This is a genomic window from Umezawaea sp. (genome assembly GCF_036375055.1).
GTDB lineage: Bacteria > Actinomycetota > Actinomycetes > Mycobacteriales > Pseudonocardiaceae > Umezawaea.
The window spans coordinates 1-22,098 of record NZ_DASUSQ010000144.1; the positions used below are offsets into that span (position 1 = coordinate 1).

Genomic DNA, 22,098 nt, shown 5'->3' on the forward strand with positions numbered 1-22,098 from the left:
GAGACCGGTGATCGTGTTCAGCGTCAGCCCCGCGCTCTGGAGCTGCGGCACCAGGTAGAGGACGCCGATGCAGACCACGAAGAACGTGCACACGTGCCGCAGACCGGTCGAGCCGAGCCTGGCTTCCGCGAAGTCCGGCAGGGTGTACGCACCGGACCGGCGCAGCGGCGCGGCGACGAACAGCATCAGCGCGAGGTACCCGGCGGTGAAGCCGATCGGGTACCAGATCGCGTCGATGCCGTCCTTGAGGACGAGGCCCGCGACACCGAGGAACGAGGCCGCGGACAGGTACTCGCCGGAGATGGCGGCGGCGTTGCGGGTGGACGGCACCGCGCGGCGGGCGACCAGGAAGTCCGGGGTGGAGTTGGCCCGCCGGGAACCGACGTAGCCGAGCAGGAACGTGACCACCGCGACCACGACGACGCCGGAGAGGCTCCACAGGTCCTGGGTCATGTCAGCGGTCGACCATGCTCACGAAGTCGCGCTCGTGGCGCTCGGCGGTGCGGCGGAACCAGAACCCGATGGCGTAGAACAGCGGGAACGGCACCAGTCCCAGGACGATCCAGGGCAGCCGCACGCCGACGAGCTGCACGTCGGAGAGCGCGGGCACCCACAGGAACAGCGCGGGCAGCAGGCACAGGAACAGCAGGGTGCTGCCGCCGAGCAGGAACGCCGTGCGAAGCTGCTGGTTGATCAGGTCGCGCACCAGCTTCTCACCGACGCTGGTCTGCTCCTCCAGCTCTATGATCGTGCGCATGGCCCTGCCGCGGCCCTTGCTGTCGGCCAGCACGACGCGGCGGCGCCGCTGCTTGCGGCCGGACGCCTCCAGCGGGGAGTCGCGTTCCCCCGGCTGCGGCTGGTCCGGTTGTCCGGGCGGACCGGACCCGATGTCGTGCCTGGTCATCCCCAACTGCTCTTGGGCGGACGCACGATTCGCTCCTTCAACTCCCGCGTGTGCCTGCGGCTCACCGGCAACTCCTTGGCGTCGGCACCGCTGCCGATGACGACCGCGTAGCCGTTCGACGTCATGCGCAGTTCGCTCACCAGGGGCAGGGCCACCAGGTAGGACCGGTGGATGCGGACGAAGCCCGCGTTGGCCCAGCGCTCTTCGAGCTGCGCCAGCGGGATCCGGACCAGGTGGCTGCCCTCGGCGGTGTGCAGGCGAGCGTAGTCGCCCTGCGCCTCGACGAACCGCACCGTGGCCCTCGGGACCAGTTTGATCGTCCCGCCCAGTTCGACGGGGATGACCTCCTCGTCCGTCGGCTCGACGTACGCGGGCTGGTTCTCCGGTGCCACCGCCGGTGTCTGGTTCACCCGGTCGACCACGCGGGAGATGGCCTTGTTGACGCGGTCGTCGTTGATCGGCTTCGTCACGAAGTCCAGCGCGCCGACCTCGAAGGCGACGACGGCCTCCGAGTGCTCGACCCCGGTCACGAACACGAGGGCGGGCGGCGCGCGGAACGCGTTCAGCACCCGCGCCAGGTCGGTTCCGCTCAGCCCCGGCATGTTGATGTCCGCGAAGACCGCGTCCACCGGAGGCCGACCGTCCTTCGTGCGCTGCATGACCTCGTCGTCGTAGTCGCCGCGCAGTATGCGCAGCGCCTCAGCGGCGTCGAAGGCCGTCAGCACACGGCGGATGTGCGGGCTGCTCTCCAGCAGGAACTTGATCTCGCTCAGACCTGGCGCCTCGTCGTCCACCGCCAGGACGAGGAGACCGGTGTTGTCGTGGGTGCTCACTGTGTGCGCATCTTGCCCATCCGCGAGGGGTCGTGTCTACGCCACCGACCAGCCGTTGGAGAACCTTGATCTCACAATCCGAATCGGGACCAGCGCGCACGTTCCTCCAGCGCCGCCAAACCGTCGAGCACGAAGTCCCCCGATCGGGTGGTGGCTCCGGCCAGTCCGAGGCGGCTGAGGAGGTTCTTCTTCGGCTCCGCGATGGTGATCTCGGCGTCCGGGAACCTCTTCGCGACGACGCTCCGAACGGTCCCGATGCCGTCGACGAGCCCCAACTCGGCCGCCCGCACCCCCGTCCAGACCTCACCGGTGAACAGCTCGTCGTCGGCGGCGGTCAGCTTGGCACCGCGGCGCTCCTTCACCCAGTCGATGAACTGCGAGTGCAGCTGGCCGTGCAGGCTCCTCAGCCACTCGACGTCCTCGGGCTTCTCCGCCTGGAACGGGTCGAGCCGGACCTTGTTCGCCCCGGCCGTGTAGACCCGGCGGTCCACGCCGTAGCGCTCCAGCAGCCCGTTGAGCCCGAACCCGGCGCTCACGACACCGATCGAACCGACCATCGACGTCCCGTGCGCGTAGATCTCGTCGCCCGCGCACGCCAGCCAGTACCCGCCCGACGCCGCGAGGTCCTCGCAGAACGCCAGCACGGGAACCCCCTTCTTGTCCGCCAGCTCCCTGATGCGCTCGGCCACGAGCGCGGACTGCGTCGGCGCACCACCCGGTGAGTTGATCAGCAGCGCGACCGCGAGGAGCCGGTCGTGCTCGAACGCGCGCGTGAGCGCGGTCTCCAGGTTCTGGAGGCTGATCGAGTTCCGCGCCATCGGCGTGGGCGTCGGCGTGATCACCCCGTGCAACCGCACGGCCGCGACGACCGGCGTCCGCTCGCCCCGCTCGCCGACGATCTTCGGAAGGCGGGCCGCGATCTTGTCAGTCACGCTGCTCATGACCACGACCCTACGTGCGGCGGGGTGGGGTTCGCGCGGTTAGCATCGGGGACCAGCGCAACCACGGCGAGGTCGCCCATGACGTTTAACCCGATCCGATGGCTAGAGCGGTACGTCGAGTGGTGGGACGACCGGGGTCGGCAGAACGCGGACGGGCCTTCGCCCATGGGTGTCTACTGGATGTGGATCCTGTGGTGCGTGTGCGCGGTGATGCTGGTGACCGTGTTGGCCGCCGCCGCTCGGTGAGTGCCGCTGGTTCGGGTGTTGTCGGTTCCCGCCCGCCGGGTGGCAGGCCGCTGGTCCCAGCGGATCCGGTGGTGGCCGCCGGTCCCAGCGGTGGTGGCCGCGGCTCGCGCCGGGTGCCGCTCGCCCCTACGCCCTGATCACCGGTTGTTCGCTGGTGTCCTCCATCGTCGGCTGCACCAGCGTCAGGTTGGTGCGTACGCCCCTGCTGTACTTGGGGATCTTGAGGATGATCTTCATCCCCGCTTCCGGCGCCGTTTCGACCACCAGCGCGTACTCGTCGCCGAAGACCGCCCTCATGCGGTCGTTGATGTTGCCCAGGCCTACGTGCGCGCCTGTCTGGTGGGCGTCCTTGAGGTCGTCGAAGAGGCGGTCCGGGTCCATGCCGACACCGTCGTCCTCGACGCTGATCAGTGCTTCCGCGCCGTTGTCCTCGGCGATGATGGTGAGGAGGCCGCCGCCCGGCTTCTTCGCGATGCCGTGCCTCACCGCGTTCTCCACCAAGGGCTGGAGCACCAGGAACGGCAGGACCACCTGGAGGACTTCCGGGGCGATCCTGAGGCGGACGTTGAGCCTCGGGCCGTACCTCGCCTGTTCGATGGTGAGGTAGCGGTGGATGTTGGTCAGCTCGTCGGCGAGGGTGGTGAAGAAGCCGTCCGTCCTGAACGAGTAGCGCGTGAACTCCGCGAATTCCTGGAGCAGTTCCCTGGCGTGGGCCGGGTCGGTGCGGATCAGGGACGAGATGGTGTTCAGCGCGTTGTAGACGAAGTGGGGCGAGATCTGGGCCCGCAGAGCCTTCACCTCCGCCTGGGCCAGGGCCTGGCGGGACTTCTGCAAGACCTCCAGCTCCAGCTGGGTGGAGACGAAGCGGGCTGTTTCCTCGGCCATGCGGATCTGGCGCTTGTTGGCCACCCCGCTGATCACGATGAGCGTTCCGGCCACGTCGTTCTCCACCACCAGCGGCACGACCACGGCGCTGTGCAACGAGCACGGTCCCGGTAGCTCGCAGCCGAGCTTGCGGTGGTCCACGTGTTCCTTGTGGCCCTCGGTGATCGCCCTGGCGATGTACTCCTGGAGGAACTCGTAGTGGTCGTTGGCGCCGCCGTCCCACGAGAGCAGGGTGCCCTCGTGGTCGGTGATGCCCACCGCCACGCACCTCAGCATCTCGCGCAGGTGGGGTGTCGCCTTGTCCGCCGCCTCCTGGGTCAGGCCCTCGCGCAGGTCGGCCGACGCCTTCGACATGCGGTGCAGCATGTCCATGACGGCGTCTTCCACGGAGGTGCTCACGCGTCGAGCACGGCAGAGCATCACGAAGAGGCCGAGGACGGCCAACGTCGCGATGACGCCGAGCACCGTCCTCTCGGCCAACAGGTCACCCACACCGACCATGCTGTTCCGTCAGGTGCCCTCTCGGCAAGGGCCTCCGGCCCCCAACGCCCGTACGGTCCACTGCTTCGGGTAGACATCCGATGACTCAGCGGCAAAAGTGGCGGTGTGCAGAAGGTTGTCGAGAAGTCGCCGAAGGTCGCTTTGTTCGCAACATGCCTGACTGACACGTTGTACCCGGCGACGGCGCGGGCCGTCGTGACGCTGCTGGAGCGGCTGGGGTGCTCGGTGGAATTCCCGCTCGACCAGACGTGCTGCGGGCAGATGCACTTCAACACCGGCTACCCCGACCACGCGCGCGGACTGGCCGGGGCGTACGAGCGGACGTTCACCGGCTACGACGCGGTGATCATCCCGTCCGGGTCCTGCACGGGGATGGTGCGCGACATCCACCCGCAGCTCGGGTCGCGGCCCGCGCCGACCTACGAGCTGTCGGAGTTCCTGGTCGACGTGCTCGGCGTGACGGACGTCGGCGCGTACTTCCCGCACCGCGTCACCTACCACCCGACGTGCCACTCGCTGCGGATGCTCGGCGTCGGCGACAAGCCGTTGTCGCTGCTCAGGGCCGTGCGCGGGCTGGACCTGGTGGCTCTGCCGGACGCCGAGTCGTGCTGCGGCTTCGGCGGGACGTTCGCGGTGAAGAACGCCGACACGTCCACGGCGATGCTGTCGGACAAGATGCGGCACGTGCTCGACACCGGCTCGGAGGTGTTGACGGCGGGCGACAACTCGTGCCTGATGCACATCGGCGGTGGGCTGTCGCGGCTGCGCGCGGGCGTGCGGACGGTGCACCTGGCCGAGATCCTGGCGAGCACCGAGGAGGAGCCGTGGGCACCCGCAACCCGGTGACGTGGCTGGGCAGTCCGAAGTTCCCGGACGCCGCCCGGACCGCGCTGGCGAACACGCAGCTGCGCGGCAACCTGCGCAGGGCCACGGGCACGATCCGCGGCCGCCGTGCCGCCGCGGTCGGGGAGATGACCGACTGGGAGGACCTGCGGCTGGCCGGTGAGGCGCTGAAGGACGAGGTGCTGGCCAACCTCGACGTCTACCTGGAGCGGCTGGAGAAGTCCGTGACCGAGCGCGGCGGTGTCGTGCACTGGGCGCGGGACGCGGCCGAGGCGAACGAGATCGTGCTGCGGCTGGTCCGCGAGACCGGGTCCGACGAGGTGGTCAAGGTCAAGTCGATGGCCACCGCCGAGATCGGGCTCAACGAGGCGCTCGAAGCCGGTGGTGTGACGGCGATCGAGACCGACCTGGCCGAGCTGATCGTGCAGCTCGGGAACGACCGGCCGTCGCACATCCTGGTGCCCGCCATCCACCGCAACCGCTCGGAGATCCGCGAGATCTTCCGCCGCGAGATGCCGGACGTGCCGGACGGCCTGACCGACGAGCCCCGCGACCTGGCCGAGGCCGCGCGGGCGCACCTGCGGCGGAAGTTCCTGTCGGCGAGGGTGGCCGTGTCGGGCGCGAACTTCGCGGTCGCCGACACCGGGTCGATCGTGGTGCTGGAGTCCGAGGGCAACGGCCGCATGTGCCTGACGCTCCCGGAAACCCTGATCACGGTGATGGGCATCGAGAAGCTGGTGCCGACGTGGTCCGACCTGGAGGTGTTCCTCCAGCTGCTGCCCCGGTCGTCGACGGCCGAGCGGATGAACCCCTACACCTCGGTGTGGACCGGCGTGACGCCCGGCGACGGGCCGCAGCGGTTCCACCTGGTGCTGCTCGACAACGGCCGCACGGCCACGCTCGCCGACGAGGTCGGCAGGCAGGCGCTGCGCTGCATCCGCTGCTCGGCGTGCCTCAACGTGTGCCCGGTGTACGAGCGCACCGGCGGCGAGTCGTACGGCTCCGTGTACCCGGGCCCGATCGGCGCGATCCTCACGCCGCAGCTCGTGGACGACCCGCACGACGCGCAGGCCGCGTCGCTGCCGTTCGCGTCCTCGCTGTGCGGCGCCTGCTTCGAGGTGTGCCCGGTCCGGATCAACATCCCCGAGGTCCTGACCCACCTGCGGGCGCGGTCCGTCAAGGCCCGAGGCCGCTCGCCCGAGTCGATCGCGATGGCCGCCGCCGCGTGGGTGTTCAGCTCGCCCAGCCGGTACGAGCGCGCGCAGAAGCTGGCCACGTTCGCCAAGCTGGTCAGCCGCAACGGCCGCATCACCCGCCTGCCCGGTCCCGGCGCCGCGTGGACGTCGTCGCGCGACGCGCCCGTGCCGCCGAAGCAGTCGTTCCGCGCCTGGTGGAAGGAGAACCGTGGCTGACGCGCGCACCGAGGTCCTGGCCCGCATCCGAGGGGCCCTCGGCGACCGGTCGGCACCGGTGGTGGTGCCCCGCGGGTACCACCGGACCGGGCCGGGGTCGCTGGACCTGCTCGCCGAACGGGTCGCCGACTACCGCGCGACCGTGCACCGGGTGGCGTCCGACGGGCTGGTCGAACTGATCGGGTCGCTGCTGGCCGGGCGCCGGATCGTCGCGCCCACCGACCTGCCCGCGTCCTGGCTGGTCCCGTCGGTGACGTGGCTCGCCGACTCGCCGCCGCTGACCGTCGAGGAGCTGGACGGCTCGGACGGCGTGCTCACGGGGTGCGCGGTGGCCATCGCCGACACGGGCACGATCGTGCTCGACGCCGGTGAGGCCCAGGGCAGGCGGGTGCTGACGCTGCTGCCGGACTACCACCTGTGCGTCGTGCGCGAGTCCCAGGTGGCGGCGACCGTACCGGAGGCCCTGGCCCGCCTGGACCCCGTGCGCCCGCTGACGTTCATCAGCGGCCCGTCGGCCACCAGCGACATCGAGCTGGACCGGGTGGAGGGCGTGCACGGACCGCGCACGCTGGAAGTGATCATCCTGCGGGACTGAGCCGTTCGGCCGACACTCGGTGCATGGAAAAAGGCGACAAGGTCTCCTGGTCCAGCCACGGTCAGCGCGTGCGGGGCGAGGTGGTCGAGGAGATCACCTCGGACACCGAGGCCGCGGGCCGGACCGTGCGGGCTTCGGAGGACGAACCGCAGTACCGGGTGAGGAGCGACAAGACCGGCAAGGACGCGGTGCACAAGCCGGACGCGCTGCGGGAGAAGTCGTGACCGGGTTCAGCGAGGCCGTCAACATGACCGCCTCGGAACTGGAGCGCTGGCTGGACACCGACGAGTCGAAGTCGGTCGGCCAGTCCGACGGAGGCGAGTCGGTCGGCCACCGCTCCGGGCGGCGGATCGTCGACATCCTGGGCAAGAAGAAGGCCGACCTGACCGACGCCGACGAGGAGCACATGGCCAAGGTCGTGGGCTACGTCCACCGCCACCTCGCCCAGCGTCCCTCCGGCGACGTCGAGGACACGCGGTGGCGGTACTCGCTGATGAACTGGGGCCACGACCCGCTGAAGCCCTGAGCGTCACTTCAGCAGGCGCGACATCCTGCGGTCGGCCAGCGGTTTGCCGCCGGTCTGGCAGGTCGGGCAGTACTGGAACGCCTTGTCGGCGAACGAGACCTCGCGGACGGTGTCGCCGCAGACCGGGCACGGCAGGCCGGTGCGGGCGTGGACGCGGAGGCCGGAGCGCTTCTCGCCCTTGAGGGTGGCCGCCGACTGCCCCACCGAACGGCTGACGGCGTCGGTGAGGACGGTCGTCACGGCCTCGTGGAGCTGGTCCAGCTTGTCGTCGGCGAGCTTGCCCGCCGTGGCGTACGGCGAGAGCCGCGCGGTGTGCATGATCTCGTCGGAGTAGGCGTTGCCGATGCCCGCGAGCAGCGTCTGGTCGGTGAGGGCCGTCTTCAACCGCTCGCCGCGGCCTTCGAGCAGCGACGCGAGGTCGTCGCGGCTCAGGCTCAGCGCGTCCGGACCCAGGCGGGCGATGCTCGGGACCTCGGCCGGATCGCGGACGATCCACGCGGCCAGGCCCTTCTTCGTGCCCGCCTCGGTCAGGTCGAAGCCGGGCCCCTCGCCGGGCGGACCGAGGTGGACGCGCAGCGCCAGCGGACCGCGACCGGGTTTGGGCGGTGGCGCGGACGTGGTCTCCGACCAGCGCAACCAGCCCGCGCGGGCCAGGTGCACGACCAGGTGGATCCCGTCGCAGTCCAGGTCCAGGTGCTTGCCGTGCCTGCCCGCGCCCGTGACGGGACGGCCGACCAGCGCCGTCCACGGCGGGTCGAACGTCTTCAGCACCTGCGTGGACGCGACGTCCACGCGGTGCACCGTCCGCCCGACGGCGTGTTCGCGCAGGTGGTGGGCCAGCGCCTCGACCTCTGGTAGTTCCGGCACCAGCCCAGTGTCACCCGTGGACGCCGATCAGTCGACCGGTTGCAGCGGACCCTCGACGTCCGGCAGGGAGTACATCTCGATGTTCCGCGACACCTTGGACGCCTCCTGGCGCACGGTGAGCACCCCGCGGACCTGGCCCATCCACAGCTCCGGCGGCTGCTCGTCGGCCGTCGCCTTCGACTCCGCGACCAGCGTCCACGGCCTGCGCAGGCTCCAGCGGACCGGGAAGAACAGGAACAGGAAGATCAGCGCCAGGATCAGCCACGCGGGCACGACGACCTGCTCGGGTGTCCACGAGACGAGCACCACGCCCATCACGATGACGATCAGCATCATCATGACGCCGGGGCCCTGGCCCCCGCTCACGTCGTGCTCGAAGTCGCCGTCGGGGGACGGGTTGCGCCACTCGATCCGGCTGCGCACCGTCCACATCCGGCCGTCCGCACCGCGCACCAGCCGCGTCATCACCGTCTCCTAGGCCTCACGAGCGATCACTCAGCGTTGGGTCAACGCTACCCGCAAAGCGCTGCACCCGGCGGGTGAACCGGCGGGGCCTCGTCGTGGCGGGGAGTGATCGCGAATTGTGCCAGTCACTCCGCGCGGTAGGCGGTCCCGTAGGTCGGGTACGGCGGCGGCGTCGAGGTCGGCCGGATGATCACCGTGGTGGGGGTGGGCGAACCGCTGGCCGACGCGGTGGTGGACGCGCTGCCGAGCGACTTCGTCGGGACCGCGGTGGTCGGCGTCCCGGTGGTGGACTCGTTCAGCTCGACCGGCACCCCGGAGTCGGAGCTCTCCACGACGACCTGCTCCCCCACCTCGCCCGCAGGCTCGTCCGGCTCCCCGGTCAGGGTGGCCGCCGACCCCCCGACCGGCGTCGGGGCACCCCGGTCGCCGTGCTGCCGCGCCGCGGCGGGCGGAGCGGCCACCTCTTGGTGCCGCGGCTGGTCGACCTCGTCGGAGCTGGGCGGCAGCGCGACGATCGCGCCGGGCGGCTGGCTGGACGTCGTGGTGGCGCTGGTGGTGATCACGAGCTGCAACCCGTGCGGCGCGTCCTGGTCGGCGCGGATCACCCCCGGCCCCGGTGAGCCGGTGAACAGGCCCGCGAGCAGGCTGAACACGCCGACGGCCGCGGCGGACGCGGCTCCCGCGAGCACGAGCTTCACCCGGCCGCCGAGCCACGCGGCCTTGCCCGCCACGGCGACCGACGCCACCTGGGCGCCGACCAGAGCGGTCGCGGCCACCGGGACGCCGAGGTGCGCGGCGTGCGCGCGCAGCGCGGAGCAGACCTCGGTCAGCTCGTCGTGCAGCGCGCTGCACCGGGCGCACGTGCGGAGGTGCTTGCGGATGCGGAGGTGCTCGGCGCCCTGGACGCCCCCCGCCGTGTACGAGCCGAGCTTGGCCAGCACCGACGCGCACGACTCCCCGCCGCGGTCCTCGGCGAGGTGGGCCTGGAGGTAGGCGGCGCGCAGGCCTTCGCGGGCGCGGCGGGCGAGCGCGGACATGGCGTTGGCGCTGAGGCCGAACAGCGGCGCGACCGCGGACGGCCGCTCCCCCTCGACCTCGACCTGCCACAGGACCGTGCGCCAGCGCTCGGGCAGGCTGGTGAACGCGCGGCCGATCAGCGAGTACTCGGCCCGCTGGGCGGTGGCGTCGGCGTACGGCTCGACCCGCCTGTTCAGCTCCTCGTCGTCCACCGGGACGTCGCGGCGGCGCCCGCTCCACTCCCACGCGACGCGGCGGGCGACCGTCAGCAGGTACGTGCGGACGTGGTCGGTGGGCCCGGTGCCGCGGCGGATCGCCTGGAGCACCCGGAAGAACGTCTCGGCGGTCAGGTCGTCGGCCTCGGCGGGTTCGCGGACGTGCCGCAGCGAGAACCGCCTCACGGCGTCCGCGTGCCGCGAGAACAGCTCGCCGTAGGCGGCGTCCTCCCCGGCGCGAACCCTGGCCAGCAGTTCCCGGTCGACCTCGGTGCCGTCGGTGCCATCGATGTACTCGGCCATCCCGACCAGACACCTCCACCCAGCCACGTGCTCCCAGGTCAACATGCCACAAACCGGTCCTACCGCCCGAGGAAGAAGCCGAGCCGGTACCGAAGACCATCCGGTCGGCGTAGGACGTTCGGCCCAGTCCGCTCGTCCCACCACCGGTGACGAGCCGGTCACGGGTCGGCGTCGGGTGATCTCGCCGGCGTCCACGCGCGAGCCGTGAACCGGTAACCTCCCGACGTGTGGCCGACTGGCGTTCGAGAGCGGCAGCTCTGCTCCCCGAGCTGAGCGGTGTCGTCGAGCAGGAGTCCTGGTCGTGCCACGTGTACTTCGGCGAGGTCTGGCACCTCGCGCTGGAGGCCCACCAGGCGCGGGACGAGGACACCCTCCGGCGCGTCTACGGCTTCGCGCACTGGTGCTTCCAGCAGCCGGAGCAGTTCCTCACCAACGCGATCATGGTCAGCTTCTACGAGCACGTGTTCGACGACTGGGACCTCCGCGACGACGTGGCGCACCGCCTGCCGCCCGAGGTCGTGACCAGGGTGCGACCGCTGTGGGAGTGGCGCATGACGACGGAGCGGTTGGCCGAGGTGGACCAGCTGATCGCCGAGACACGACCCCCCGGTCGAAATGCCGTTTGAGGCTGGGCTATAGTTACCTCGCACCAAGAAAACCGGTGCGGACGTGGCGCAGCTGGTAGCGCATCACCTTGCCAAGGTGAGGGTCGCGAGTTCGAATCTCGTCGTCCGCTCGTTGAAGAGGCCAGTGCTCATCCGAGCACTGGCCTCTTTTCTCATGCCCGTGGCGCGTGCTCCGGCGACCGCGATTAGGTTTGGCCCCGTTAGGAAGACACCTCTTCGAGACGGAGCTTTCAGATGGCCACCACGCGCAAGGCGACCACGCACTGGGAAGGCAACCTGCTGGAGGGCAAGGGCGCTGTCACGCTGGAGTCGTCCGGCATCGGCACCTACGACGTGAGCTGGCCCTCCCGCGCCGAGGCCGCCAACGGCAAGACCAGCCCGGAAGAGCTGATCGCCGCGGCGCACTCGTCCTGCTACTCGATGGCGCTGTCGCACGGCCTCGCGGGCGCGGGCACCCCGCCCACCTCGGTCGACACCTCGGCCGAGGTGACCTTCCAGCCCGGCACGGGCATCACCGGCATCCACCTGACGGTGCGGGCCTCCGTACCCGGTCTGGACGCCGCCGCGTTCGCCGAGGCCGCCGAGGGCGCGAAGAAGAACTGCCCGGTCAGCCAGGCGCTGGCGGGCACGACGATCACGCTCGACGCGACGCTGGTCTGATTTCCCGATGGGGACCGGCTCGGCCGGCACCGGTCGAGCCGTCCCCGTTGGCACATCACGATTTGACCCGACCAGGTGATCAAGATAGGCAGTCCGGGTGCTGTGGGGGCTTCCGGGGAGGGTCGCGGTGGGCGCGCTGGTGGGTGCCGCCTTCGCCGCCCTCGTCGCCACGAGCCCCTCGGCGGAGCCGGTTCGACCACTCGGCGGCACCCCGAACGTCCTCGTCGTGACCGCTTCGGCCACCCGCACGGAGCTCAAAACGGCGTCCAGCACCCCTGCCCCGGTCGTCTCCACCCCTGTTTCGACCACTACGTCCGCCGGTGTGACGACAACGTCGACGACCACCACGACGACGACCACGGCCGCCGTGACCACAACGGCCGTGACGACAACGACGCAGGTCCAGCCGCCGACGACCACCACGACGACGGTCCGGCCGACGACCACGACCACCACCCGGAGGCCCTGCGGTCTGCTGTCGTGCTGATCTCTCCCCCTGGAAGTCAACGCGGTGGAGCCGGCAGAATCCGAGTTGTGACGTTGAGCCAGGAGCACCAGCAGTTCACACCCGGCAACGAACCGACGATCAAGTTCCAGAGCGACGCGACGGTCAAGTTCCAACCGGTCGGCCCCCCGCCGCCGTTCGTACCACCGCCCGCGCGGCAGGTCCCGCCACCGGCGCCCCAGGTCGCGGCAGCTCCTCCGCCACCGGCGCCCCAGGTCGCGGCAGCTCCTCCGGCACCGGCTCCACCGGCCGCCGCTCCACCGGCCGCCGCTCCCCCGGCGGCAACTCCCCCGGCGGCGACTCCCCCGGCACCGGCCCCCGAGGCCAAGCCCGCGGCCCCCAAGCCGTACGTGCCGCGCAGCGCGGCCCGCCGCCTCGCCCGCAAGATCCTCGGCCCGTCGCTGATGACCAAGAGGGGCTAGAGCGCCTCGACCTTGAACGGGTCGTGCTCGGCCAGCAGCTTCTCCAAGCGGGCCTGGTCGACCCGGCTGGCGAGGTACTGCTCCTCCTGGCGGTCCCGGATGCACTTGGCGAGCGTGAACGCCGACGTGACCGTGAACAGCAGCCCGAGGGCCAGGAACGCTCTCACCCACCCGTCGACGGGCAGGTAGGCCACTCCGAGGCCCACCGCGCCGAGCGAGACGGCGAACGAGATGACGGCCTGCGCGTAGAACGCCGTCGAGGTCGGGGTGTGCTTCTTGGTCGTGGCAGCCATGCCAGGAATTCTGCGGTCGGCACCGGCCGCTGTCTTGAGTACCGCTACTCAACTTGTGCCGCTCGACCGCGGTGCCGCGGGTGGGCCTGTGGTGACCGTTCCCTCGGCGACCACCCATCGCGCCGCGCTGGAGCGGCTGTGAACGCACGGGCGGGGCGCGTTCCGCGTCGATGAGCGCGGTCTTGCCGCGCCCGAACCGGGCCGTGGCACCGATGTGCGGAACGCGGGCGGTCGGCGTGGTACCGAAGTCATCCGGTAGCGACCCATCTCACCTGCGGATTTGCCCGACCGGCTGATCGGTGCGCCCGTGGTCGGTCAAGATAGGCTCGGCTGGCTTGGCCACTGGTGTCGACTTGTTCCCAACGGCCACGACACGGACGTCCGAGAAGTCGCGGACAGATCGCCGAGAGGGATTTCAGATGGGCTGGCAGGAAGAGCTGAGCGCTCTGGACGAGGCGCTGGCGGCCGGGCGGATCACCGCGGACCAGCACCGGTCGCGTCGCGACGAGCTGCTCGCCGCCGCGTCCGGGGGTGGCCCCACGCCCATGCGGTGGCGGGCCAGCCAGCCCGCCGACCCCGAGGCGACGAGCGTGATCAGGAAGAGCGACTTCGCCGACCCGGAGAAGACGCAGCAGGTGCGACCGGTGGGGTTCCCGGCCACCCCGTCCACGTCGCAGCCGCTGCCGCAGTTCCCACCGCAGCAGCAGTTCGGCCAGCCTCCCAAGAGGCCGGTCCCGCCGTGGGAGGACAAGGGTTTCGGCGTCACGCCGAGCACGTCGGGCGTGCACGGCGCCGAGGTGTTCGACTCGAACGCGGGCAAGAGCCCGAGGGTCGGCATCTACGTGCTGATCGGGGTGCTGGCGTTCGTCGTGATCGGCGGTGGCGTCTTCTGGTTCGGGCTCAGCGGCGGCATGGGCACGCAGTCGGCGGCCCCGCCGCCCGCGACGACGACGGAGGCGTTGACGAGCGCGCCGCCCACGTCGAGCCCGCCGCCCGCCCCGACCACCACGGCCCCTCCGTCGGGCCTGGCGGCGGTGCCGGACCCGCCGGGCAACCCGTACCCGAAGAACGGCGAGTACACGCTGGAGACCGCCAAGGACGCCAAGATCATCCCCGAGGGCGACCTGGCGGCGCTCGAAGCCGCAGGCGTGGACAAGGTCTTCGAGAAGTCGAGCGGTGACGGCACGCTGTCCTACGCCATCGCGGTGTACGTCGCCGAGGACGAGCAGTCGGCCAAGGACCTGTCGGCCGCGCTGGTGGAGAACCGGGCCGTCGCCGGTACGTCCACTGTGGAGCTGAACGACGTGCCGAAGTCGGTGACGATGACGAAGCTCGCCACCTCCAACCAGTTCCTGTACCGCGGCATCTACACGTCGGGCAAGATGACCGTCCGCGTCGCGACGGCGGGTCCCACCACGGTGCCGGACCAGGACGTGGGCGGCAAGTTCGCCGAGTTCATGCGCGGGGTGGTCGGTTCCATCCGGGTCGGCTGACCGGCATCGGCACCACCGCGAGGATCTTGACGACGGGACTCGGGCAGGATGGTGCAGTCCCGATCGGGGCTGTCGATCGATACGTGAGGTGCTGGCGATGGACTGGCAGGAGAACCTGCGCGCGCTCGACGTGAGGCTGGCGGGTGGTGAGATCACCCGCGCCGAGTACGTCAAGGAGCGCGACAGCCTTCTCGTTCGGGCGGCCGCGCCCGCTCCCGGTTCACCGGCGGTGGACTTCGCCGACCACACACCCGTCGACGAGCCCGTCGCCGCACCGCCCGACGCCGCAGCCGTGCGCAAGCCGAAGCGCAAGCGCCGGTGGATCGCCGTCGTCGCCGTGCTCCTGGTGGCCGCGCTCGCCGCGAGCACGTGGTGGTTCACCCGCGACACCGGCTCGTCGGGCGCGGCGGCGGCGAGCAGCGCGGCGCAGATCCCGGCGCTGCCCGGCGCGGGCCAGACGGAACCGGAGATGGACGTCGTCCGCGCGATGAACCTGCGGCTGCTCTCGCCGCAGGAAGCGGGTCTGCTCAACGACAACGGCGTCAACAGGTTCCACTTCGCGACGTCGTACGAGAACAACACGTCCTACGCGCTGATCGTCGTGCCCGCGGGCTCGGCGCAGGAGGCGGGGCAGGTCGCCGCGGGGTTGACGGAGCAGCTGCGCACCGCGGGCTTCGTCGACGTCAGCGAGGGCCGCTTCGTCCTGTCCGCCCCGGACAAGGCGGTGCTGCGCCTCGTCTACACCTCGGGGGACAAGGTGGTCCGCGTCGGCGTCGCGCAGGGGCCGAAGCCGGACATGGCGCGGCTGGCGCAGGACCTCACCACCCTGCTGGCCACGGTCCAGGCCGCGCTGCCGAGCAGGTGATCAGGTCCTGACCCGCTCGAACTCGACGGTGGGCGCGGAGTGCGACGGCGGTTCCGGCTTGCGGCGCAACAGGACCCGGCGCAGCTTCATCGCCGGCTTCTCGACGAGGTTCCACGACAGCAGCCCGAGGGCGAACGCGATGGGCACCGACACCAGCGCGACCACCAGTTCCGACCGCGCGCCCGCCCACACGACGAGCTGCTCGGTCGGGAAGCCGTAGAGGTACACGCCGTAGCTGGCGGCGGTCAGCGAGGACGGCAGCCACAGCGTGCTCGGCAGCAGCGTGCCGATGGCCAGCGCGATGTAGGGCACGGTCACCAGCCGCGTCAGCTCGGTCATCGGCGACGCGTACATGACCACCTCCACGGCGACGCACACCAGGACACCGCCCCACGCGTACCGGAACTTCTCGCGGTAGAGGTGGGCGAGGATCCCGACGCAGTACACGGCGAGGTACTGCACCAGCGGCGACGTGGGCACCAGCAGGAACACCGGGGGCGTCTCCCACTGCGCGGTGAGCATCCGCTGGAACAGCACGGCCAGCGCGAGGGCGACCACCAGCACGACCCACCGGCGCCGGAGCGCGCCCACGAGGCCGAACACGGCGATCAGCAGGTAGCCGAGCACCTCGATGGCCAGGCTCCACAGGGACCCGTTGACCGCGTTGGGGTAGGGGTTCTCGGTGAACACCCCCGGCAGGGCGTACCGCTGTGGGAAGATCAGCAGGTTGTCGTAGAGGTAGCTCCACGTCGCCGGGTGCCGGAAGTAGGCGCCGGTGGGGAGCGTCGTCAGCAGCGGGCCCAGCACCAGGGCGCACAGCGCGAGCACGACCACGAGACCGGGCAGGATGCGGAGTGCGCGCTTGACGGAGAACCGCCACGGGTGGGGATCGCGTTCCCAGCTCTGGACCACCTGGTAGCCGCTCATGGCCATGAACGCCGACACCATCACCGTGCCCAGGTCGAACCCGAACCAGACCGGCAGCACCGAGCCGCCGGACTTGGTCAACGGAGCCGCGTGGTCGATGATGATGCAGAACGCCGCGATCAGACGAAGGGTCCCGAAACCGTCTGTGGCCCTCTTGCGGTCGTTCGGCGCGCTGCCCTCGGAACGACGATTCCCCCAGATGCCCACCGGGGCCTCCTCCCGCCGACCCGCAGTCGGCGGACCGTAGGATAGGCGAACCGCGAGGGCCGGGGGTTTTTCCGTGCGCACGTGCAGAGATTGACCACGAGGGAGGATCGCGGTGACCTGGCAGGAACAACTCCGACAGCTCGATGCGGCGTTCGCCGCGGGGAAGGTTTCGGCAGACGTCTACCGGCGTCAACGCGACGACTTGCTCGCCAGTGCGCAGAGCGGCCAGAGCGCCGCGCCCCCGCAGCAGACCGGACCGGACTCCAACCCGTTCCCCGCTCCGTTCAAGTGGAGCCCCCAGCAGCCCCAGCCGTCCCAGCAGCAGCCGTCGGGCTCCTCGGAGTCGACGCAGTTCATCAAGCCCGTGGGCACGCCGGGCGAGGCCGACCGCACCCAGGTCGTGCCCAACAGCGGTGGCCAGCCGCCCGCGGGCGACGCGGCCGAGCGGACGCAGGTCGTGTCGAACGCCGACCGCACGCAGGTCGTGCGCGGCCAGCAGCAGCAGGGCGCGCCCTGGCAGGCCCAGCAGGGCACGCCGTGGGGCGGCGACCAGAGCGCGTACTCCCCTCCGTGGGCGGGTGGTGACCCCGAGCAGCAGCAGTGGAGCGGGTTCAACACCCAGGGCCCCGAGGTGTTCGACGAGAGCGGCGGCGGCAAGGGCAAGGTGTTCGCCATCGTCGGCGTCGTCGTCCTCGTGCTCGCCATCGCCGCGGGCGTCTACTTCTTCGCGATCAAGCCGGGTGGCGGTCAGTCGGTCGCCGACCCGACGTCCTCGTCCTCGGCCGCGCCGACGACCACCACGAAGCCGAAGCCCAGCCCCTTCGGCACGCTGGTCGTGCCCGAGGGCCGCTCGGCGGGCCCGAAGACGTACACGCCGGAGGAGTTGACGACGGCCAAGCCGCTGCCGACGCCCGACCTCGTGGTGCTGAAACAGGTCGGCGCGACCGAGGCGCGCTCGGTGATCGTGGTGGAGAACGAGATCACCACGAGCCTGTGGGCGTTCAAGGCCGGCAGCCCCGCCGCGCTCCAGGAGGCGATGGACACCGACCAGAAGCGGTTCGGGTTCACCGAGGACCCGGCGGCCAAGCAGGGCGACATCGTGCCCTCGAAGTCGGTCCAGACCAGTGCGGAGAAGTCCATCACGGTCTTCCGCGCGCACTACGTCGCGGGCGGCGAGGTCATCCGCGTCGAGGTGTTCAGCGTGGACGAGGCCAGCGCCCGGAAGCGCTTCGACGCGGTGTTCACCGAGCAGCTCAAGCACACGGCCCCGACGAAATGAGTTCTCCCTCGTCCGTGCGGGTCGCGGTCGTGCTCTACGAGAACCCGCTCGCCGAGGTGTGGCGGTGCGTCCGGGCCCTCAACCGGACGGCGCAGCTCGCGCTGGACGCCGCCGAGGTCGGGCTGAACAAGGTGGCCCTGGCCATCGGCGACTGCTCGGACGTGCCGGTGATCAGCGAGGGCGACCTGCGGGAGCTGCGCGCGGGCGCGGACCCGCGGGTCACGCTGGACTACACGTGGTTCAACGCGAACCTCGGCCACAGCGCGGGTTCGAACGCGCTGGCCGAGGGCGCCACCGAGGACGCGGTGCTGTTCCTCAACCCGGACAGCTACGTCGCCCCGACGCTGCTGCGGCACCTGGTGGAGGCGCTGCGCGACCCCGACGTGGTCGCCGCCGACGGCCGCCAGATCCCGTGCGAGCACCCGAAGCACTTCGACCCGAGGCTGGGCGACCAGAGCTGGGCCAGCGGCGCGTGCCTCGTGGTGCGCACCGCCGACTTCCACGCCGTCGGCGGGTTCGACGCGCGCTGGTTCCCCTCCTACGTCAACGACGTCGACCTGAGCTGGCGGCTGCGGCTGCGCGGCTCGCGGGTGGTGCACCAGCCCAGGGCGGTGCTGTTCCACGACAAGCGGCTCGACGCCACGGCCGGGGTGCGCACGACGGCGATCGAGCCGTACGAGGGCATCCTCGGCAGGCTGATGCTGGCGACCAGGTTCGCCCGACCCGACATCGTCACCGAGACCGTCGAGGTCATGGAGGTCCACGGCAGCCACGAGCAGCGCCGCGCGCTGGAGGAGTACGAGCGCAGGCACTCCGGCGGCGACCTGCCGCCGGTGCTGCCCGACGCCGCCTCGGTGGCCGACTTCGTCAACGGTGAGTACGGCCGCCGCCGATTCTGAGGGATGCACGCGTGGGCAACTACGAATTCGACTTCAACGACTCCGGCCCGTACGGCTCCGCCGTGCGGCTGCTGTCCACGAGCGCGCCCGAGGGCCGGGTGGTGCTGGACGTCGGGTGCGGCGCGGGCGCGGTGGCGGGTCCCCTGGGCGACCTGGGCGCGACCTACGTCGGCCTGGACCTGGACGAGGGGTCGGTGGCCGCGCTGACCGAGCGCGGCATCGAGGCCCACGTGCTCGACCTGACCCGTCCTGACCTGCGGGAAGCGCTGGACAAGGCGGTCAACGGCCGCAAGGTCGCCGCGGTGCTGTGCCTGGACGTGCTGGAGCACGTGCCGGACCCGAGGGCGGTGCTGGAGGTGCTGGCGGGCCTCGCCGCCGAGCAGGCGGACGTGGAGCTGGTGGTCAGCGTCCCGAACGTCGGCCACGTGGACCTGGCGCGGCAGCTGCTGTCCGGCCACTGGGACATGACGGACTCGGGCCTGCTGGACCGCACGCACGTGCGGTTCTTCACCGAGCGCTCGCTGACCGAGCTGATGGTGTCGACCGGCTGGTACGAGGCCGCGCGCGAGGACTTCGTGCTGCTGCGCTCCGACCAGAGCCGCGCAGGCCACCCGCTGTTCGAGCCGAAGGCGACGCTGGGCGCGCTCGTGGACCAGGTGCGGTCCGGCGCCGACGAGCACGGCAAGGTCAACCAGTTCGTCCGCCGCTACCACCGCGGTGCCGCGCGGGTCGCCGTCGCCGTCGAGGAGGAGCGGCCGTTCCTCAGCGTCGTGATGCGGACCCAGGGCAGGCGCCCGGACACGCTGGTGGACGTCCTGTGCTGCCTCGGCGCGCAGACCGACCTCGACTTCGAGGTCGTCATGGTCGTGCACGACTCCACGATGGAGACCGACGTGCGGACCGCGGTCGACCAGTTCGAGGGCAACCTCGCCCACCGCGTGACGGTGCTGCCGTGCGACGGCGGCACGCGCGGCAGGCCCGCGAACGCGGGTCTGGCGGCGGCGCGCGGCGAGTACGTCGTGTTCCTGGACGACGACGACCTGGTGACCGCGAACTGGGTGGAGAACATCAAGGCGGGCGCGCGGACGTCACCGGGCACGCTGGTGCGCTGGTGGGCCGCCGAGCAGCACCGCGAGTGGGCGCCGAACGGCCAGCTCGCCACGCACACCGCCACCGGTCCGCTGACGCCGACGTACGCCACGCGGTTCGACATGGTCCGGCACATCCGGCAGAACGAGACGCCGTTCCACTGCTTCGCGTTCCCGCGCGTGCTGGTGGAGCTGGGGTTCCGGTTCGACGAGTCGCTGACGGTCTGCGAGGACTGGGAGTTCCTGGTGCGCGCGGCGTCGTTCTGCGGCGTGCACGACACCGACGAGATGACCTCCATCTACAACAAGTGGTCGGAGAAGTCGTCCTCGCACGCGGTGGCCACCGACGAGTGGCTGGTGATGCGGTCGATGGTGCACGTGGCGCTGGACGAGAAGCCGCTGCTGCTGCCGCCGGGGTCGGTGCGGTCGCTGGACCGCCGGTTGGAGCGCGAGGAGGTGCTGCAACGGCGCGTCGACGCGCTGGAGGCCGAGCTCGCCGCGGTGCGGGGCCAGTTGGCGCACACCGAGCAGGTGTCGACCAACGCGCACAACGCGCTGTCGGAGCTGCGCGGCTCCACGTCGTGGAAGGTGAGCGCACCGGTGCGGCTGGCGGGCGCGGTGGCGAAGAAGGCCAGGCAGAAGCGCCAGTCCTAGCGGGGCCGCTTGGCCAGTTCGGCCTTCACCACGTTGATGATCGGGTCGGCGACCATCGGGTTGATGCCCGCGGTGAGGCTGCGCTCCACCGCCTCGAACACGACCACGTCGCTGTCCGCGAGCGTGTTCGCGACCTTCAGCACGTCGGTGCCCGCCGTGTCGCTGTGCACGACGGTCAGGTCGGCGAACCCGCCGCTGAGGTACGGGATGGCGGGCAGCGTGAACGAGTCGGCGATCATGCTGACCTTGGTCCGCACGACGCCCTTCCCGGTCGCGCCGGGCAGCCGGAGCGGGTCGCGGAACGCCTTGTCGACCGCCTTGCTCTGCACCGTCTGACCGTCCGGTGCCAGGTCGTAGGTCTGCACCGGGAACTCGACGGTCTTGCCCAGCAGCGTCGGCAGGTCGCCTTCGCGCCGCACCACGGTCGCGGGCGTGGCCTTCCAGGTCGCGGTCGAACCGGCCTGGACCGCCTCGGCGATCAGGCGGGTCATCGCGAGGCCGCCCTCGTGGGTCCAGTGCGTGTCGATGGTGGAGTAGACCGGGGCGCCGCGGCGTTCCCCGGCGGCGCGCAGGGCAGGCCGGACGTCTAGCACGCCCGCGTCGGCCAGCGCCCGCTTCCAGAAGTTCTCGCGGGCCTCGGTGGAGCAGGCCTTGCCGACGTAGTCGGCGGGCAGGTGCTCGGGGACCATCGTGGTCTTGTCCGGCGCGACGATCAGGATGAACTCGCGCCCCGACGACTCGACGGCCTCGCGGAGCTTCTTCATCCCGCCGATCACGTCGTCGACCGACCGCTCCGGCAGGCACGCCCCGAGCACGTCGTACCCGAGGTAGAGCCACTCGTCCGAACCCTCGATGACCTTGGGGAACCCGCTGGCGCGCAGCTTGTCGCGGTCCTCGTCGGACGCGCTCGGCGTCTGGACGGGCGCCTGCACCGGGCCGACGACGGCGGGCTTCTGCCCGAGCGGCGGCGGTTCGCCGAACACGCCGCGGCTGATCGCGTCCTCGGCCAGCACGGCCTTGTCGCGCAGCGGCAGGTGGTCGGTCGCCCACTGGTCCAGGCCCGTGAGGAGGCCGAACCCGTCGGTGACGGACGGGAAGTCGGCGAGCTTCCTGTTCTCGAACTCCGGCGCGCGCACGCCCACGACCAGCAGCAACATCGGGACGCAGAAGAACACGAGCGCGGCGACGCGCGCCGTCGTCTGGCGGGCTCCGTGCCTGGGCCGGTGCAGCGGGTGCTCGCGGGGGAGCCAGGACTCGGCCAACGGCGGCAGGCCGGGAACCCCTCCGGGCGGGGTCGGCGAATCAAGCCGGTTGGCGGTCACCTGGTCAGGGTATCCAGCGCCGCCGCGGCGGGTCGCGTGGATCTGCAACCTCGCACGAGAGCCGCACGTCTATACCGGTGGGTCGAGCGATCAGGACCCTGACGAGTCGACGGAGGCCGCCATGTGGTTGCATGTGACCCTGGTCACTTTGGCAAGTGTCGCATTCCTGGCACGAACGTTCCGGGTGCTCAGAGCGGGACCCAAGAGAACCGGACAAGAGCAGGACAAGCTTCTACCGCCATCCCCGATTGAGACATAGACAAGACCCACAGGTCTATGTTGGATTCCCTCGTTTGCCGTACGAT

25 protein-coding genes and 1 tRNA gene are annotated in these 22,098 nt (G+C 71.0%); 15 read left to right on the forward strand and 11 right to left on the reverse strand.

The annotated features are described in order from the left end of the window. The 5 genes from VFZ92_RS34945 to VFZ92_RS34965 all read right to left on the reverse strand — a co-directional run. Window positions 1-453, reverse strand: a 453-nt coding sequence (locus tag VFZ92_RS34945; RefSeq protein ID WP_414720096.1) for a sodium:solute symporter family transporter, incomplete at its 3' end; no start/stop codon positions are given. 1 nt (window position 454) lies between these two features. Continuing rightward, window positions 455-904 (reverse strand): hypothetical protein, encoded by a 450-nt coding sequence (locus tag VFZ92_RS34950; RefSeq protein ID WP_330880988.1) that lies wholly within the window; start codon window positions 902-904, stop codon window positions 455-457. Beyond that, on the reverse strand, window positions 901-1,737 hold the full coding sequence (locus VFZ92_RS34955; RefSeq protein WP_330880990.1) for a LytTR family DNA-binding domain-containing protein: 837 nt from the start codon (window positions 1,735-1,737) through the stop codon (window positions 901-903). Before VFZ92_RS34955 ends, VFZ92_RS34950 begins: the two co-directional genes overlap by 4 nt. Before the next feature lie 71 nt (window positions 1,738-1,808). Continuing rightward, a complete protein-coding gene (locus VFZ92_RS34960; protein ID WP_330880992.1) occupies window positions 1,809-2,678 on the reverse strand; it encodes a S49 family peptidase in 870 nt (289 codons plus the stop codon). A gap of 372 nt (window positions 2,679-3,050) precedes the next feature. After that, window positions 3,051-4,310: a sensor histidine kinase gene (locus tag VFZ92_RS34965; RefSeq protein WP_330880994.1), complete on the reverse strand. Its 1,260-nt coding sequence runs from the start codon at window positions 4,308-4,310 to the stop codon at window positions 3,051-3,053. A 105-nt stretch (window positions 4,311-4,415) separates the two neighbouring features. Here VFZ92_RS34965 and VFZ92_RS34970 point away from each other — a divergent pair, with 105 nt between their 5' ends. The 5 genes from VFZ92_RS34970 to VFZ92_RS34990 are packed head-to-tail and all read left to right on the forward strand — an operon-like array spanning window position 4,416 to window position 7,686. Further along, window positions 4,416-5,156 carry a (Fe-S)-binding protein gene (locus VFZ92_RS34970; protein ID WP_330880996.1) on the forward strand — a complete coding sequence of 247 codons (741 nt, stop codon included), beginning with the start codon at window positions 4,416-4,418 and terminating at the stop codon, window positions 5,154-5,156. Further along, entirely contained in the window at window positions 5,135-6,565 is a 1,431-nt protein-coding gene (locus tag VFZ92_RS34975; protein WP_330880998.1) for a LutB/LldF family L-lactate oxidation iron-sulfur protein, read from the forward strand. Before VFZ92_RS34970 ends, VFZ92_RS34975 begins: the two co-directional genes overlap by 22 nt. After that, window positions 6,558-7,160, forward strand: a complete 603-nt coding sequence (locus VFZ92_RS34980) for a LutC/YkgG family protein (protein ID WP_330881000.1) — start codon at window positions 6,558-6,560, stop codon at window positions 7,158-7,160. The genes VFZ92_RS34975 and VFZ92_RS34980 overlap by 8 nt, the downstream gene beginning before the upstream one ends. Before the next feature lie 23 nt (window positions 7,161-7,183). Then, window positions 7,184-7,384, forward strand: coding sequence for a DUF2945 domain-containing protein (locus VFZ92_RS34985; RefSeq protein ID WP_330881002.1), 201 nt, complete (start codon window positions 7,184-7,186; stop codon window positions 7,382-7,384). Continuing rightward, window positions 7,381-7,686, forward strand: coding sequence for a DUF3140 domain-containing protein (locus VFZ92_RS34990; protein WP_330881004.1), 306 nt, complete (start codon window positions 7,381-7,383; stop codon window positions 7,684-7,686). The genes VFZ92_RS34985 and VFZ92_RS34990 overlap by 4 nt, the downstream gene beginning before the upstream one ends. Window positions 7,687-7,689: 3 nt before the next feature. Here the strand turns inward: VFZ92_RS34990 and VFZ92_RS34995 are convergent, their stop codons facing one another. The 3 genes from VFZ92_RS34995 to VFZ92_RS35005 form a co-directional block, all read right to left on the reverse strand. Beyond that, a complete protein-coding gene (locus VFZ92_RS34995) occupies window positions 7,690-8,553 on the reverse strand; it encodes an Fpg/Nei family DNA glycosylase (protein ID WP_330881006.1) in 864 nt (287 codons plus the stop codon). 27 nt (window positions 8,554-8,580) lie between these two features. After that, the gene (locus tag VFZ92_RS35000; RefSeq protein ID WP_330881007.1) at window positions 8,581-9,018 is read right to left on the reverse strand and encodes a DUF983 domain-containing protein; all 438 of its coding nucleotides are present in this window, start codon (window positions 9,016-9,018) and stop codon (window positions 8,581-8,583) included. A gap of 125 nt (window positions 9,019-9,143) precedes the next feature. Then, window positions 9,144-10,553, reverse strand: a complete 1,410-nt coding sequence (locus VFZ92_RS35005) for a sigma-70 family RNA polymerase sigma factor (RefSeq protein WP_330881009.1) — start codon at window positions 10,551-10,553, stop codon at window positions 9,144-9,146. 227 nt (window positions 10,554-10,780) lie between these two features. Here VFZ92_RS35005 and VFZ92_RS35010 point away from each other — a divergent pair, with 227 nt between their 5' ends. The 5 genes from VFZ92_RS35010 to VFZ92_RS35030 all read left to right on the forward strand — a co-directional run bounded on the left by VFZ92_RS35010 (window position 10,781) and on the right by VFZ92_RS35030 (window position 12,766). Next, window positions 10,781-11,179, forward strand: a complete 399-nt coding sequence (locus VFZ92_RS35010) for a DUF7674 family protein (RefSeq protein WP_330881011.1) — start codon at window positions 10,781-10,783, stop codon at window positions 11,177-11,179. 37 nt (window positions 11,180-11,216) lie between these two features. Further along, a tRNA-Gly gene (locus VFZ92_RS35015) sits at window positions 11,217-11,289 on the forward strand. A 124-nt stretch (window positions 11,290-11,413) separates the two neighbouring features. Beyond that, entirely contained in the window at window positions 11,414-11,839 is a 426-nt protein-coding gene (locus tag VFZ92_RS35020) for an OsmC family protein (RefSeq protein WP_330881014.1), read from the forward strand. A gap of 322 nt (window positions 11,840-12,161) precedes the next feature. Beyond that, window positions 12,162-12,326: a hypothetical protein gene (locus VFZ92_RS35025; RefSeq protein ID WP_330881016.1), complete on the forward strand. Its 165-nt coding sequence runs from the start codon at window positions 12,162-12,164 to the stop codon at window positions 12,324-12,326. Between the two features lie 47 nt (window positions 12,327-12,373). Further along, window positions 12,374-12,766 carry a hypothetical protein gene (locus VFZ92_RS35030; protein WP_330881018.1) on the forward strand — a complete coding sequence of 131 codons (393 nt, stop codon included), beginning with the start codon at window positions 12,374-12,376 and terminating at the stop codon, window positions 12,764-12,766. Here VFZ92_RS35030 and VFZ92_RS35035 read toward each other — a convergent pair. Then, window positions 12,763-13,059 (reverse strand): YiaA/YiaB family inner membrane protein, encoded by a 297-nt coding sequence (locus VFZ92_RS35035; protein WP_330881020.1) that lies wholly within the window; start codon window positions 13,057-13,059, stop codon window positions 12,763-12,765. The two genes, VFZ92_RS35030 and VFZ92_RS35035, sit on opposite strands and share 4 nt — an antisense overlap. Before the next feature lie 419 nt (window positions 13,060-13,478). Here VFZ92_RS35035 and VFZ92_RS35040 point away from each other — a divergent pair, with 419 nt between their 5' ends. Both VFZ92_RS35040 and VFZ92_RS35045 read left to right on the forward strand, forming a co-directional pair. Continuing rightward, window positions 13,479-14,552: a hypothetical protein gene (locus tag VFZ92_RS35040; protein ID WP_330881022.1), complete on the forward strand. Its 1,074-nt coding sequence runs from the start codon at window positions 13,479-13,481 to the stop codon at window positions 14,550-14,552. 97 nt (window positions 14,553-14,649) lie between these two features. Beyond that, window positions 14,650-15,417 (forward strand): hypothetical protein, encoded by a 768-nt coding sequence (locus VFZ92_RS35045; protein ID WP_330881024.1) that lies wholly within the window; start codon window positions 14,650-14,652, stop codon window positions 15,415-15,417. Here VFZ92_RS35045 and VFZ92_RS35050 read toward each other — a convergent pair whose 3' ends face one another. Then, window positions 15,418-16,551: an acyltransferase gene (locus VFZ92_RS35050; RefSeq protein WP_330881026.1), complete on the reverse strand. Its 1,134-nt coding sequence runs from the start codon at window positions 16,549-16,551 to the stop codon at window positions 15,418-15,420. A gap of 202 nt (window positions 16,552-16,753) precedes the next feature. Between VFZ92_RS35050 and VFZ92_RS35055 the strand changes: the two genes are divergently transcribed. Genes VFZ92_RS35055 through VFZ92_RS35065 form a run of 3 tightly spaced genes read left to right on the forward strand, consistent with a single transcriptional unit; the run spans window position 16,754 to window position 20,471 of the window. Next, on the forward strand, window positions 16,754-17,830 hold the full coding sequence (locus VFZ92_RS35055) for a hypothetical protein (protein WP_330881028.1): 1,077 nt from the start codon (window positions 16,754-16,756) through the stop codon (window positions 17,828-17,830). Then, window positions 17,827-18,729: a glycosyltransferase gene (locus VFZ92_RS35060; protein WP_330881030.1), complete on the forward strand. Its 903-nt coding sequence runs from the start codon at window positions 17,827-17,829 to the stop codon at window positions 18,727-18,729. Before VFZ92_RS35055 ends, VFZ92_RS35060 begins: the two co-directional genes overlap by 4 nt. A gap of 11 nt (window positions 18,730-18,740) precedes the next feature. Then, window positions 18,741-20,471: a methyltransferase domain-containing protein gene (locus VFZ92_RS35065; RefSeq protein ID WP_330881032.1), complete on the forward strand. Its 1,731-nt coding sequence runs from the start codon at window positions 18,741-18,743 to the stop codon at window positions 20,469-20,471. Here the strand turns inward: VFZ92_RS35065 and VFZ92_RS35070 are convergent. Then, on the reverse strand, window positions 20,468-21,793 hold the full coding sequence (locus tag VFZ92_RS35070; RefSeq protein WP_330881034.1) for an alginate O-acetyltransferase AlgX-related protein: 1,326 nt from the start codon (window positions 21,791-21,793) through the stop codon (window positions 20,468-20,470). The genes VFZ92_RS35065 and VFZ92_RS35070 overlap by 4 nt on opposite strands. Window positions 21,794-22,098: the final 305 nt, after the last annotated feature.

Bases quoted from the DNA above. Each gene is read 5' to 3' on its own strand.
- VFZ92_RS34965 (WP_330880994.1), bottom strand. From the start codon at position 4,310: ATGGTCGGTGTGGGTGACCTGTTGGCCGAGAGGACGGTGCTCGGCGTC.
- VFZ92_RS35045 (WP_330881024.1), top strand. From the start codon at position 14,650: ATGGACTGGCAGGAGAACCTGCGCGCGCTCGACGTGAGGCTGGCGGGT.
- VFZ92_RS35040 (WP_330881022.1), top strand. From the start codon at position 13,479: ATGGGCTGGCAGGAAGAGCTGAGCGCTCTGGACGAGGCGCTGGCGGCC.
- VFZ92_RS34985 (WP_330881002.1), top strand. From the start codon at position 7,184: ATGGAAAAAGGCGACAAGGTCTCCTGGTCCAGCCACGGTCAGCGCGTG.
- VFZ92_RS35005 (WP_330881009.1), bottom strand. From the start codon at position 10,553: ATGGCCGAGTACATCGATGGCACCGACGGCACCGAGGTCGACCGGGAA.
- VFZ92_RS35035 (WP_330881020.1), bottom strand. From the start codon at position 13,059: ATGGCTGCCACGACCAAGAAGCACACCCCGACCTCGACGGCGTTCTAC.
- VFZ92_RS34960 (WP_330880992.1), bottom strand. From the start codon at position 2,678: ATGAGCAGCGTGACTGACAAGATCGCGGCCCGCCTTCCGAAGATCGTC.
- VFZ92_RS35060 (WP_330881030.1), top strand. From the start codon at position 17,827: ATGAGTTCTCCCTCGTCCGTGCGGGTCGCGGTCGTGCTCTACGAGAAC.
- VFZ92_RS35020 (WP_330881014.1), top strand. From the start codon at position 11,414: ATGGCCACCACGCGCAAGGCGACCACGCACTGGGAAGGCAACCTGCTG.
- VFZ92_RS35000 (WP_330881007.1), bottom strand. From the start codon at position 9,018: ATGACGCGGCTGGTGCGCGGTGCGGACGGCCGGATGTGGACGGTGCGC.
- VFZ92_RS34950 (WP_330880988.1), bottom strand. From the start codon at position 904: ATGACCAGGCACGACATCGGGTCCGGTCCGCCCGGACAACCGGACCAG.